This window comes from Bradyrhizobium sp. CCGUVB14 (assembly GCF_024199935.1).
Taxonomy (GTDB): Bacteria; Pseudomonadota; Alphaproteobacteria; order Rhizobiales; family Xanthobacteraceae; genus Bradyrhizobium.
The window spans coordinates 9,118,148-9,130,000 of the sequence record NZ_JANADS010000001.1 but is presented as its reverse complement, the minus strand read 5'-3'; the positions used below and the strand labels follow the sequence as shown (position 1 = coordinate 9,130,000).

10 protein-coding genes (1 of these 10 running past the window's edge) are annotated in these 11,853 nt (G+C 63.4%); 4 read left to right on the top strand and 6 right to left on the bottom strand.

Annotation, left to right across the window (positions count from 1 at the left end; all coding sequences use genetic code 11):
* A protein-coding gene (locus NLM32_RS42750; protein ID WP_254134643.1) for a hypothetical protein crosses the window boundary here: on the top strand, window positions 1-515 show its 3' portion. The gene continues 82 nt to the left of window position 1, outside the view; 515 of the gene's 597 nt are visible here — the last part of the coding sequence; the start codon falls outside the window, past its left edge; its stop codon occupies window positions 513-515.
* A gap of 224 nt (window positions 516-739) precedes the next feature.
* On the opposite strand, the gene NLM32_RS42745 is transcribed toward NLM32_RS42750, so the two are convergent.
* Complete coding sequence (locus NLM32_RS42745) at window positions 740-1,831, bottom strand: TRAP transporter substrate-binding protein (RefSeq protein WP_254134642.1); 1,092 nt, start codon at window positions 1,829-1,831, stop codon at window positions 740-742.
* Between the two features lie 291 nt (window positions 1,832-2,122).
* On the opposite strand from NLM32_RS42745, the gene NLM32_RS42740 reads away from it, so the two are divergent.
* From NLM32_RS42740 to NLM32_RS42730, 3 genes are all read left to right on the top strand, one after another.
* Window positions 2,123-3,223 (top strand): NAD-dependent epimerase/dehydratase family protein, encoded by a 1,101-nt coding sequence (locus tag NLM32_RS42740; RefSeq protein ID WP_254134641.1) that lies wholly within the window; start codon window positions 2,123-2,125, stop codon window positions 3,221-3,223.
* Between the two features lie 175 nt (window positions 3,224-3,398).
* The gene (locus NLM32_RS42735) at window positions 3,399-3,587 is read left to right on the top strand and encodes a hypothetical protein (RefSeq protein WP_254134640.1); all 189 of its coding nucleotides are present in this window, start codon (window positions 3,399-3,401) and stop codon (window positions 3,585-3,587) included.
* A 194-nt stretch (window positions 3,588-3,781) separates the two neighbouring features.
* Window positions 3,782-5,446, top strand: coding sequence for a sulfatase-like hydrolase/transferase (locus tag NLM32_RS42730; protein WP_254134639.1), 1,665 nt, complete (start codon window positions 3,782-3,784; stop codon window positions 5,444-5,446).
* A gap of 75 nt (window positions 5,447-5,521) precedes the next feature.
* On the opposite strand, the gene NLM32_RS42725 is transcribed toward NLM32_RS42730, so the two are convergent.
* From NLM32_RS42725 to NLM32_RS42705, 5 genes are all read right to left on the bottom strand, one after another.
* Window positions 5,522-7,318 (bottom strand): NAD(P)/FAD-dependent oxidoreductase, encoded by a 1,797-nt coding sequence (locus tag NLM32_RS42725; RefSeq protein ID WP_254134638.1) that lies wholly within the window; start codon window positions 7,316-7,318, stop codon window positions 5,522-5,524.
* Between the two features lie 298 nt (window positions 7,319-7,616).
* On the bottom strand, window positions 7,617-8,930 hold the full coding sequence (locus tag NLM32_RS42720; RefSeq protein WP_254134637.1) for an NAD(P)H-dependent oxidoreductase: 1,314 nt from the start codon (window positions 8,928-8,930) through the stop codon (window positions 7,617-7,619).
* A 189-nt stretch (window positions 8,931-9,119) separates the two neighbouring features.
* A complete protein-coding gene (locus NLM32_RS42715; protein WP_254134636.1) occupies window positions 9,120-9,920 on the bottom strand; it encodes a phytanoyl-CoA dioxygenase family protein in 801 nt (266 codons plus the stop codon).
* A 138-nt stretch (window positions 9,921-10,058) separates the two neighbouring features.
* Complete coding sequence (locus NLM32_RS42710; RefSeq protein WP_254134635.1) at window positions 10,059-10,736, bottom strand: GntR family transcriptional regulator; 678 nt, start codon at window positions 10,734-10,736, stop codon at window positions 10,059-10,061.
* Between the two features lie 176 nt (window positions 10,737-10,912).
* Complete coding sequence (locus tag NLM32_RS42705) at window positions 10,913-11,782, bottom strand: sigma-70 family RNA polymerase sigma factor (RefSeq protein ID WP_254134634.1); 870 nt, start codon at window positions 11,780-11,782, stop codon at window positions 10,913-10,915.
* Window positions 11,783-11,853 lie beyond the last annotated feature (71 nt).

Here is an 11,853-nt window from a genome sequence, read left to right as displayed (position 1 = left end):
CCGCGTTCGCGCAGGCCAAGCAGCAGCCCGCACCGGCGCAGCAAGCCGCGCCTGCGCAACAGCAGACGCCCACGCTCAAGCAGGTCGCGCTGACCGACAAGCAGCTCGACGGCGTGCTCGCCGCGCAGAAGGACATGGACGCGATCACCGAAAAGCTGCCGGAGAACACCGCGCCCGACGCGAAGGTGATGGCCCAGCTCGACGGCGTCGCCAAGAAGCACGGCTTCGCCAGCTATGACGACTACAACAACGTCGTCGACAACGTCAGCCTGGTGCTCGGCGGCTTCGATCCCACCACCAAGAAATATGTCGGCGCCGAAGCCGTGCTCAAGTCGCAGATCGCGCAGGTCGAGGCCGACAAGAAGATGCCGGCCAAGGACAAGAAGGAAGCGCTCGACGAGCTCAACCAGGCCCTCAAGACGCCGGCGCCGGCGATCGAGAACAAGGGCAATATCGATCTCGTCGGCAAGTATTACGACAAGCTGGTCGCCGCGCTCGGGGATGATCAGAACTGAGTACGTCTGCGGGGACTCGCGTCTCGCGCAGTCCCCGTAGGGTGGGCAAAGCGAAGCGTGCCCACCACCTCTCTCGGCGTCAGGACGGTCGTGGGCACGGCTCTGTCGCGCCTTTGCCCACCCTACGATAGCTGTATCAGTCGCTTGAACCTGCCTAAAACAAAAAGCCCCGGAGACACCTCCGGGGCTTTCGTCGTTTCCGCCCTTCCTGGCCGATCAACGCCTCATGTCTTGGTCCGCATCCGCGCCATGAAGCTGTCGTAGCTCAGCTCGGCGACTTGCGTCCAAGGCAGCGAGTCGTTCTTGTAGGCCATCATGCTCGCATGCATCTTGCCGAAATGCGGATTGCTCTTGGAGAGGTCGGCGTAGATCTCGTTGGCGGTGGTGTAGCAGGCCTCCAGCACCTCCTGCGGAAAGCCCTTGAGGATCGCACCGTTGACGATCAGCCGCTTCAGCGCCGGCGCGTTCACCGCGTCGTACTTGCCGGTGATCCAGGTGAAGGTGTCCCGCGACGCCGCATCGACCGCCGCCTGATAGTGCTTGGGCAGCGCGTTCCACTTGTCGATGTTGATGATGTTGTGGCCCTGGCTCGTGCCTTCCCACCAGCCGGGATAGTAGTAATACTTCGCGACCTTGGCGAAGCCGAGCTTCTCGTCGTCATAGGGGCCGACCCATTCGGCCGCGTCGATCGTGCCCTTCTCCAGTGCCGGATAGATGTCGCCGCCGGCGAGCTGCTGCGGCACGCAGCCGAGCTTGGCGAGAATGGTGCCGGCGAAACCGCCGATGCGCATCTTCAGGCCCTTGAGGTCCTCGGTGCTCTTGATCTCCTTTCTGAACCAGCCGCCCATCTGAGCGCCGGTCGACCCGGTCGGAATGCCGTAGACATTGTGCTCCTTCAACAGATCATTGACGAGATCCTGTCCGCCGCCCCACAGCAACCATGAGATCTGCTGGCGCGTGTTCAGTCCGAACGGAAGGGCCGTTGCGAACGTGAAGGCCGGGTTCTTGCCCCAATAATAATAGAGCGCGGTATTGCCGATCTCGACGGTGCCGTTGGAGACGGCATCCAGCACCTGCAAGCCCGGAACGATTTCGCCTGCAGCGAAGGGCTGGATCTGGAATTTGTTGTCGGTGATGTCGGCGACCTTCTTGCAGAAATATTCGCAGCCGCCATAGAGCGTATCGAGCGCCTTCGGCCAGCTCGTGGCGTAACGCCACCTGACTTCGGGCGAGGACTGTGCGATCGCGGGCGCGGCGACCGCTGTGCTCGCAGCCAGGCCGACGCCCGTGACTTTCAGGAATTCACGACGTTGCATGCGTACCCTCCGTGATGCCGATGCTTCGACCAGGGAACGATCTTGTTGTCGTTTTTTCTTCGCCGAGCCCGACGTTGTTTGTTTGAGACTTGTGAGCGCTTCCGAAATGGCCCCTCTGGGGGCTCTTGTTGTTGGAATTCCGATCATTGCGGTTCCCGAGGCGAGGATGACCGGCCGCCCGGCGATAATCAAGCCTCATGCCTCGCTCGCATCTGCGAACACGGCCTGACGCAAGTCGCCGGCGCGCGCGTCTGCTACGCGAATAGGCAACAACAAAAGGGGAGAACGAGCATGGCGGGCAAGAAAGTCGTGGTCGCCGGCGCAACGGGTCTCGTCGGCAACGCCGCCTTGCGACACTTCGGCACAGCCGAGTCTTGCGAGGTCGTCGCCTTGTCGCGGCGCAGGCCGCGCGATCTCTACGGTGCGCGCCACGTGCCCGTCGATCTGACCAGCGAAGCCGACTGCCGGCGTGCCGCAGCCGAGCTGCGAGGCGCCACCCATCTCGTCTATGCCGCGCTTTACGAGGCGCCACAGCTTGTCGACGGCTGGCGCGATCCGCAGCAGATCCAAACCAATGATTTGATGCTGCGCAACCTGATGGGCGCGCTCGAGCCGGTTGCACCTGATCTCAGGCACGTTGCCCTGTTGCAGGGCACCAAGGCCTATGGCGTCCATGTCCGTCCCCTGACAGTGCCGGCCCGCGAAGGCCGCTCGGAAATGTACGAGCAGCCCAATTTCTATTGGGCGCAGGAAAACTTTCTGCGCGAGCTCCAAATGGGCAAGGCTCAAAAGGTGAAGGCCTGGCACTGGAGCATCTTGCGCCCCGTCCTGATCGTCGGCCTCGCGATGGGCGGCGCCATGGATCTGATCCCGCCGCTCGGCGTCTACGCGGCGATGCTGCGCGAGCAGGGCAGGCCGCTCGATTTCCCCGGCGGCGCCGCGCGGGTGTCGCAGGCCGTTGACGTCGATCTCCTCGCACGCGCGATCGCATGGTCCGGCGAGGCGAGGTCGGCGCGGAACGAAGCCTTCAACGTCACCAATGGCGACGTCTTCACCTGGGAGAACATCTGGCCCGCGGTCGCCGACGCGCTGGAGATGAAACCCGGCAAGCCGGTGCCGCTGTCGCTGGCGAAAGAGTTTCCGAATTGGGTCGCGCCGTGGGACGCGCTCAGGCGCAAGCACAATCTTGTGTCGCCAGGCCTTGCCGAATTCGTCGGCCTCTCGTTCCAGTATGCCGATTACAGCCTGCGCTACGGCCAGACCGCGTCAGGCCCGCCCTCGATCGTCTCGACCGTCAAGATCAACCGCGCCGGCTTCACCGAGATGATGGATACGGAAGACATGTTCCGGAAGTGGTTCAGGCAGGCGAAGCAGGAGCGGCTGTTGCCGTGAGTTAAAGTTCGAGCGATCGCCGCGAAGGTGGTGCGCTCTCTCCACCCACGCGCTTACGGGCGGGCGCCTCCCAAATCAGACACTTTGTGATGGCCGTCACATACAGATGAGGGCGGTGATGCCTAATGTGGTCGCATCGGTGTCGGACAATCGCGCCAACTCAAGGAGACGTGTGATGACTGATGCAATCAAGATGACTGATCAAATCAATGCGCAGAGCGACGTTCTTGGCGAACGCGAGCTCGACTGCGTGAGCGGCGGGATCAAGGGCGCACTCGAGGCCGTGTGCAGAAACGACAGAGCACAAAGCGACCAGGCCCAAATGTTCCAACAGATCCTGCAGCAATTGACCCAAGGGCAGTGAGCCCACCGGGGCAGGCCGAATTGGCGCGTAGCGAAGCCTTCAACATCACCAATCGCGATGTCGGCCTTACCGATTTCGTCGACCTCTCGTTCTTGTTGCGCTGCAGGATCGGTTGATGCCGCTGCCGGCCTGCGCTGCTCGGGCTGCCCAGGGCCCAAATTGAAAAAATCCAATGCCCGGGGCATGCTCGGCCCATGATTTCAATTTTGATCCTTGTGGCGGCCATCGCCGCGATTGCCCTGATGGAACGGAGCGTTGAGCATCTGCCGTTTGCCGTCGCCGCACTTCTCCTCAATGCTGCCCTGCTGCTGGTGTTTCTTGCCGATCTCGATCGAGCGATCCTGCTGTCCGGCATGCTGGCGGTGGCGATCGCCGGCATCTCCATCGTCAAATTCAATCACAGCGCGCTCAAGCTGACCGTATCCGATCTGCCGCTGGCGTTTGCCGGCACAGTCCCATTCTTCGTGCTGCAATATCCACGCATGATGCTGGGTGTTGTGGCGGGAAGCGCGTTGTTCGCCTTTGCTGCGAGCGCGGTTCTGTTCTATGCGGCTGGATCTCCCGTGTCGATCGCGTTTCGAATTCTCTTGTTCGCCTTGGCGCTGGTTGGCTTTGCAATGGCTTCCGTGTCGAAGGGCGCCACCCTTTTGCGGCAGACGCTGACGCAAGGGCGGTGCTTCTACGCGACCTTCATGGCCTCGCTGGTTGATCCCGCTTGCTGGCGACAGTTCGGCGGGTTGGCTCTGAGCGATATCGCCAACGAACCGCTGCCATTGAGGGAGGCCACGCCCGCGCGCTCGGCCTGTTCTCCCGACATCATCGTCATCCAGCACGAGTCTGTGTTCGACCCGCGCATTTTCGGGTTGCCGGTCGAGCCGGCCGTCGAAGCCTTCCTGTCTCCGCCAGATGGCGAGTTTGGGCGCCTGAACGTCGACATCTTTGGCGGAGGTTCGTGGCAATCCGAATTCAGCTTGCTCACCGGTCTTTCAAGTGCCAGCTTCGGCTCGAGCGCCTACTACCTCTTCAAGAAGGGGGCCGGCCGCTTTCACAGCAGCCTGCCGCGTTCGTTGGCGTCGCTCGGCTACAAGACAACCCTCATATCCAGCTGTCGCCGCGGGTTTCTCAGTTACGACAAATTCTACGGCTCGATCGGTATCGACGAGCGTATCTTCGTCGACGAGCTTCCGCCGCCGTTCGATGCCGGGCGCTTCGAGGCAACAAATTCCGATGCGATGTTCCTGGATGCGGTCATCGATGTGCATGCCAGGGGGATCGCCAGCGATCCGACACCGAGATTTCTTTATGCGCTGACCAACTTCAATCACGGTCCGCATGATCGGCAGCTCGTGCCATCAGGTCAATTCGAGAGAGAGCGCGCCTTTGCCATGGCGAGCCTCCCCGATGCCGGATACGTCGAGTACTACACGCGACTGGCGGAGACCGCGTCTGCCTGGCAAAGGCTCAGAGAGAAGCTCGCAAGCAGCTTCCCTGGACGGCCTGTTCTCATCGTGCATTACGGGGACCATCAACCCGTGTTGACGAAGCAGATCGATCGACACCTGAAACGACCGTGTGACGGGCGGCGCCCGTTTGGCACGTTCTATGCGATAGAAGCCCTGAATATCCCCCATTTCAGCCCCGGAAGGGGCGCGGATCTCGACATCGCCTTTCTCGGAACTGTCGCCTTGCAACGGGCGGGTATTGCGCTCGACCCGATATTCGCCACGCGCGCGAGCCTGCTTGATGATTGCAGGGAAGCCTATTTCGCGTCGTCTTCCGAACGGAAACGTCGCTTCCATCGCACGCTCGTGGATCTCGGCCTGATCGACCTGATGCCCAGCGTCAGGCAAGCGCGCTAGCTCGGAGCACCCCGTCGCGACCCGGAAATAGCATGGGGCCCGCAATCCGCGAGCCCCGCCGTGCTCTCGGCAATGTCAGGCCTTGTGATGGACGGTCTGCAGGCCGTAGACCGGCGTCGGGATGCTCTCTTGGCGCGCCTTCAGCTGCAGCGCAAGGAATTGCGAGTAATGCCGCGACTGATGCAGGTTGCCGCCGTGGAACCACAGGCCTTCCTGCTGCGTCGGCTTCCACATGTTACGCTGCTCACCTTCCCATGGGCCGGGGTCCTTCGTCGTATTCGAGCCGAGGCCCCAGACTTTGCCAACCTTGTCGGCCGTCTCTGGACTCACGAGATCGGCGACGAAGCCGTTCATCGAACTATAGCCGGTGGCATAGACGATCACGTCCGCCGGCAATTCCTTGCCGCTGTCGAGCCTGACGCCGTTGGGCGTGATTTCCTCCACCTGTCCCGCGACCAGTTTGATCTTGCCGTCGATGATCAGCTGTGAGGCGCCGACGTCGATGTAATAGCCCGAGCCGCGGCGCAGATACTTCATGAACAGCCCGGATTCGTCGTCGCCGAAGTCGAGCCTGAAGCCGGCCTTTTCCAGCCCGGCATAGAAAGCCGCGTCATCCTGGCGGATCTTGTCGTAGACCGGCTTCTGAAACTGATTCAGGATCCGGTAGGGCAGTGAAGCGAAGATCAGATCGGCCTTTGCCGTGGTCATTCCGCCGCGGACGGCGCGTTCGGAATAGAGATCACCCAGCGTCGCCATCAGCGAGTCCGAGCGCACAATGTGCGTGGTCGAGCGCTGTACCATCGTGACGTCGACGCCGGCCTCGTACAACGCAGCGCAGATGTCGTGGGCCGAATTGTTCGAGCCGATCACCACGACCTTCTTGCCTTTGTAGCCGCCGGAGCCGGGATGGCGCGAGGAATGGTGCTGCTCGCCTTTGAACGCTTCCATGCCTTTGATCTTCGGCATGTTTGGCTTGGCCGACATGCCGGTCGCGAACACAAGCTGCTTGGGCCGCAGAGTAATCTCCTTGCCGTCGCGTTCGACGATGACGGTCCATTCCTTCTTGGCGTCGTCCCAACTGGCGCGTTTGGCCGTGGTGTTGGTCCAGTAGTTCAGCTCCATGACCTTGGTGTACATTTCCAGCCAGTCGCCGATCTTGTCCTTGGGCGAGAACACGGGCCAGTTCTTCGGGAAATCAATGTAGGGCAAGTGATCGTACCAGACGGGGTCGTGCAGGCAGAGCGACTTGTAGCGGTTGCGCCAGGAATCGCCGGCGCGTGCGTTCTTTTCGACGATGATCGAGGGGACACCGAGCTGGCGCAGCCGCGCCCCGAGCGCAATGCCGCCCTGTCCGCCGCCAATGACAAGCACGTAGGGTTGGGTCTTGAATCCGAGTTCTTCAACCTCCTCGTCGCGCAGCTCCTTCCAGCTCTTGGAGCCGGGATTGACGCCGTGCCTGGCGCCAAGCGGCCGGGTGAAGCCCGCCTTTTCCTCATGGCCCTTGAGTTCGACGATCGTGGTCAAAAGCGTCCAGATCTGGCCGTTCTGCAAGCGCAGGAGTCCATATCCACGCGCGACCTCGGTCTCGAATGAGATCCAGGACTCCGTCACGCCGTCAGCCTCGGTCGGCGTTTCACCTTCGGCGATTTTCCAGTTGCGTGGCTTCACGCGCGCGAGGCAATGCGCGAGCATGTCGCGAACCTGATCGCGGCCTTCCATCGTCTTGATGTTCCAGGTGAAGGCAACGAGGTCGCGCCAGTAGCATTCCGGCGCGAACATTCCGACGGCGGCGTCGAGATCGCCCGCCGCAAGCGCGGCATCAAACTTGTCGAGGAAAACCTGGACGCGCGCGCTTAGGGTGGTGTCGAGCATTACGTCCTCCCAAATGTCGTTTTGCGATTTTTCTGCGCAGGCAACGTAAGCTTATCCCAACCATCGCGGGAATCCAGACTTGCACGGCAGGGTTCCCGGCCGGGCTTCAGCGCCTCTCGGCGCTCACCTGCAACAACGCCGCTTTGCCCATCGGCGAGGTGGGTCTGCCAGGCGTTCTATTTGCTGCGCTGCATGCGTCTGGAGGTGGCCCTCAACGGACCTGCTGCCATGTCCGGTTCGAGCCCGCAAAGCACCGGGAAGCGAACATAGCTGAAGCGACCACACGATGCATCCACGTTCATTCCGCCTTCGCGAATGCCGTCTCCATCGCTTTCCTGGTCTTGATCGTCTCGTTGTTCGCGTCGAACTCGACATCGCTCCAGCGCACGATCTCGCCGTGCGCGACGTCGTGCTTCAGCTTGAGGCGATGGGCGAGGCCGATCGGCAGGGCGCCGGCCTTTAGGCTCGCATCCGCCGGCACCAGCTTGCCCCACACGGTGTAACCGCCTTCGCCGTCCAGCATCTCGCCGGCGCGCAAATTGCGCTTGGCAACCGATGCGACGTCGCCGCGGAAGCCGTAAGGCTGCCCGGTCGGTTCGCCCCGCAGTGCCGCCGACAGCACCGAGATGTTCAGTTCGAGCCCGATCAGGTGATACGGCTTGTACATCGCGGCGAAACGTCCGCTAGCATCGGTCTTCAAACCGTATTGCTTGAAGCAATCCGCGGCATAGTCGTTCGGCGCCTCCAGCACGACATAGACGCCCCAGCGCAGATCGCGAAACACCGGCCGGCCATCGCGCTCGAGCGACGAGACGACTTCGACCACGCCCGACCGCTCCAGCACGCCGCCCTTGTCGCTGGGCCGCATGATGTGCGGGAGATCGTCGACGCCGCAGGGCGGAAACAGCAGGCCGCCCTTGGGCACGTCGAGCCCGCAGGCGTTCGCGATCGCGGCCATCTCGATCGCCGACTTGGTGCCGTCGAGGAAGGAGTTGAACATTTGCGGATTCATGCCGGCCGACTGCGCTTCGCCGGCGGTCAGACCATAGTGCTGCCAGACGCCATCCGGCGTCACGTCGTGGTAGGCCGGCAGATATTTTGTGCCCTTGCCGGCGGCGACGACGCGGAAGCCGGTGGCGCGAGCCCAGTCGACCATTTCGGCGGTCAGCGCCGGCTGGTCGCCATAGGCGAGCGAATAGACCACGCCTGCCTTGCGCGCTTCCTCGGCGAGCAGGGGGCCGGCGAGCACGTCGGCTTCGACATTCACCATCACGACATGCTTGCCCGCCGCGATCGCGGCGCGCGCGTGCTTGATGCCGACGGCGGGATTGCCGGTCGCCTCAACCACCACATCCATCGCACCGCCGGCGATGGCGCGTGCGCCGTCATCGGTGAACACGGTGGCAGCAATCCGCTCGGCGCTCCAGCCGACGGTGCGGCAGGCCTCGCGTGCGCGATCGCGGTCGATGTCGACGATAACAGGCACTTCCAGCCCCGGTGTGTGCGGCACCTGCGCCAGAAACATCGAGCCGAATTTACCGGCGCCGATCAGCGCGACACGAACAGGCATTCCGGCGGACGCGCGGGCCTGGAGGATGCGGAAGAGGTTCATGGGAATTCCGATGTTCAGCGTTGCTGATGCAGCTGCGCTCAGTTCACCTCTCCCCGGAGGGGAGGGGTCGGTTTGTGCAGCAAACCGGGTGAGGGGCCGCAGCTCCGACGAGAGGCCTTAACCCCTCACCCGGCGCTTCGCGCCGACCTCTCCCAAAGGGAGAGGTGAATCTCGCCCGTGGCTCCGACCTTACTCCGCCGCCTGCCGCGGTGCCCGCGCCAGCCGCACCAGCGCGTCGTCATCCACCGTCTTGATCGGCGTGAAATCGCGATGCGCGATGTAGTCCGCCCGCGTCGGGGTGCGGATGTAGTTCGAGACCGCATTCAAGGTCAGGTACACGATCTTGCGCGGATAGGGCGTGATGTTGCCGCTCGAGCCGTGCACGAGATTGCCGTGGAACATCAGCATGCCGCCGGGCTTGCCGGTCGGCGCGACGATGCCGCCCTGCTTGACCAGCCGCGTCACCGTGTCTTCGTCCAGCGTCCACAACGGATACGACGTGGTCGAGAGGTCATGCGATGCCTGGAGATCGCCGGCATTCTGGCTGCGCGGCACCAGCATCAGCGGACCGTTGATCGGCATCACCTCGTCGAGGAAGATCGCGATGTTCATCGCGCGCGGCTCCGGCATGCCGTCGTCGCGCTTCCAGGTGCCGTAATCCTGGTGCCATTGCCAGACGTCGCCGGTGAAGGCCGATTTCGCGTTGATCTTGAACTGGTGCATGTAAACCGGCTCGCCGAACACCTGCTCGACCGGATCGATCATGCGCGGATGCGCGCCCAGAACGCCGAAAGCCTCGTTGTAGAGATGCGCGGCAAAGGCGGTCCGTGGTGCGCCGCTCTTCTCGCGCCAGACCTCCGGCCGGTTGGCGTCGTAAATGCCGACCGCTTCGCGCGCGAGAAGGTCGACCTCTTCTTGGGTAAACAGCTCGGGCAGGAACAGCCAACCCTCGCGGTGGAAGAACTCCAATTGCTCCTGAGACAGTTTCATGGGTCGTCCTCCTTGGTTTTGTTTGTTGTTCTCTCTCGTCATGCCCGGGCTTGCCCCGGGCATCCACGTTCTCCGAGCGTGAAGCAAAGGTGTGGATAGCCGGGTCAAGCCCGGCCATGACGGCGCAGGCGTTTGCAGCTACGCCGCCACCTCGTCCGTCGCCTTCAATCTCTCCTCGGTCATCCGTCCGGCCGTCTGCGCATGCGCCAGCGCCGCGCGTTCGGCCGCCTTCGCGTCACCTGCGAGAATGTGCTTGGCGATATCGGCATGCTCGGCCCAGGCGCTGCCGCGATAATCGAGCTCGGAGAGCACGGTCGCCATCGAGCGGCGCATATGCGGCCATTGCGGCGTGATCGTCTCCTCGATCACGGGATTGCCGGCGAGCTGGTAGATGGCGCGATGAAATTCGACGTCGAGCGCGATCAGCTCGGCGAGAACAGTCTTGCGATCGATGCGGCGTCCCGCGGCGAGCGCTGTCTCGAGCCGCGCGCGCCCGGCTGCATCGGCTGCGGCACGCTGGGCGGCAAGCCGGGCGGCGAGCGCGTCGATGGCGCCGCGCACTTCGTAGAGCTGACGAATGCGGGCGGGATCGAGCTGGGTGACTTCAAAGCCGCGCTTGCCGCTTTCGGCGACGAGACCCTGACGGTGCAACAGATGCAGCGCATGCGACACCGGCTGGCGCGAGACGCCGAGCTTGTCGGCGAGCTCGTTCTGCCGGATGCGCTGGCCGGGCTGCAGCGTGCGATCGGAGATCGCCTCCAGGATCCGGGCATAGACCTGGTCGATCAGGTTCGGGAGCGGGTCGAGAGGGATCACGCCGGCGGCTCCGAAAAGGGAATACGGAATTCCGTATTCGAAACTACGGCTCCGTGCCGGGGGCGTCAAGCGCTACCTGAATACCGTCGCGGTGCAACGATTCGAGCCAGCTAAGTTATTGATATTGCTTGGGCCGGCTACTGTGCATGGGGTTGTTTTCGCGACAATGACCCGCTTCAGCCCTCCAGCACCTCGACGTCCAGCGCCGCCACCTGCTCCGCATCGGCCATGGCGTCGATCCCGGCGATGCGGTCGCCGCTGAAGATGATGCGCAACGCGATGCGTAATTGTCCGCCGAGGATGACGGCGACACCCATCTCGCCATCGACCAGCGCCGTGCGCGCCGCCTGGGCGCGGCCCTTGTAGAGCTGCGCGACCGCATCCGCGCCGCGGATCTCCGGCAGCGTGCCGAGCCGCACCGCGGCATCGTCGGCGCGGAACACGACGTCGGGATCGAGCACTGCGAGCAGCCCCTCGAAATTGCCCTCGCGAGAAGCCTTGAGGAACGCATCGACGATCGCGCGCTGGCGCGACAGGTCTGCCTCCGGCACCGGCGCGCCCTGCACGCGCCGCCGCGCGCGGCTCGCGAGTTGCCGCGAGGCATCGACCGTGCGGCCGACGATCGGCGCGATCTCCTCGAACGGGACTGCGAACATGTCGTGCAGCACGAAGGCAAGCCGCTCCGCCGGCTGCAAGGTCTCGAGCACGATCAGCAGCGCCGCACCGACGGAATCGGCCATCTCCGCCTCGCGCTCCCGCGTGTCGTCGATCGGCTCGGGCACGTGCGGGCCCATCGGGTCTTCCTTGCGCGATTTGCGCGCGCGCAGCATGTCGAGGCAGATCCGCGCGACCACGGTGGTCAGCCAGCCCCGCAGGTTCGCCACGTCGGACGTGTCGCTCCGGCTCAGCCGCAGCCAGGCCTCCTGCACGGCATCGTCGACCTCGCCGCTCGCGCCCAGCATCCGGTAGGCGACAGCGCGTAAGTGGTCCCGGTTGGCCTCGAACTGCCGGCTCAGAAAATTTTCTTCGAAGTTTTCTTGGGTCATCGGTCACATTCCCTCGTCGCGATCCGTCATGCCCATGACGAAGCCAATCCGGCCGATGTGACCGGAACCTT

Coding starts and splice junctions, on each gene's coding strand:
- NLM32_RS42745 (WP_254134642.1), bottom strand. CDS start 1,831: ATGCAACGTCGTGAATTCCTGAAAGTCACGGGCGTCGGCCTGGCTGCG.
- NLM32_RS42740 (WP_254134641.1), top strand. CDS start 2,123: ATGGCGGGCAAGAAAGTCGTGGTCGCCGGCGCAACGGGTCTCGTCGGC.
- NLM32_RS42735 (WP_254134640.1), top strand. CDS start 3,399: ATGACTGATGCAATCAAGATGACTGATCAAATCAATGCGCAGAGCGAC.
- NLM32_RS42730 (WP_254134639.1), top strand. CDS start 3,782: ATGATTTCAATTTTGATCCTTGTGGCGGCCATCGCCGCGATTGCCCTG.
- NLM32_RS42725 (WP_254134638.1), bottom strand. CDS start 7,318: ATGCTCGACACCACCCTAAGCGCGCGCGTCCAGGTTTTCCTCGACAAG.
- NLM32_RS42720 (WP_254134637.1), bottom strand. CDS start 8,930: ATGAACCTCTTCCGCATCCTCCAGGCCCGCGCGTCCGCCGGAATGCCT.
- NLM32_RS42715 (WP_254134636.1), bottom strand. CDS start 9,920: ATGAAACTGTCTCAGGAGCAATTGGAGTTCTTCCACCGCGAGGGTTGG.
- NLM32_RS42705 (WP_254134634.1), bottom strand. CDS start 11,782: ATGACCCAAGAAAACTTCGAAGAAAATTTTCTGAGCCGGCAGTTCGAG.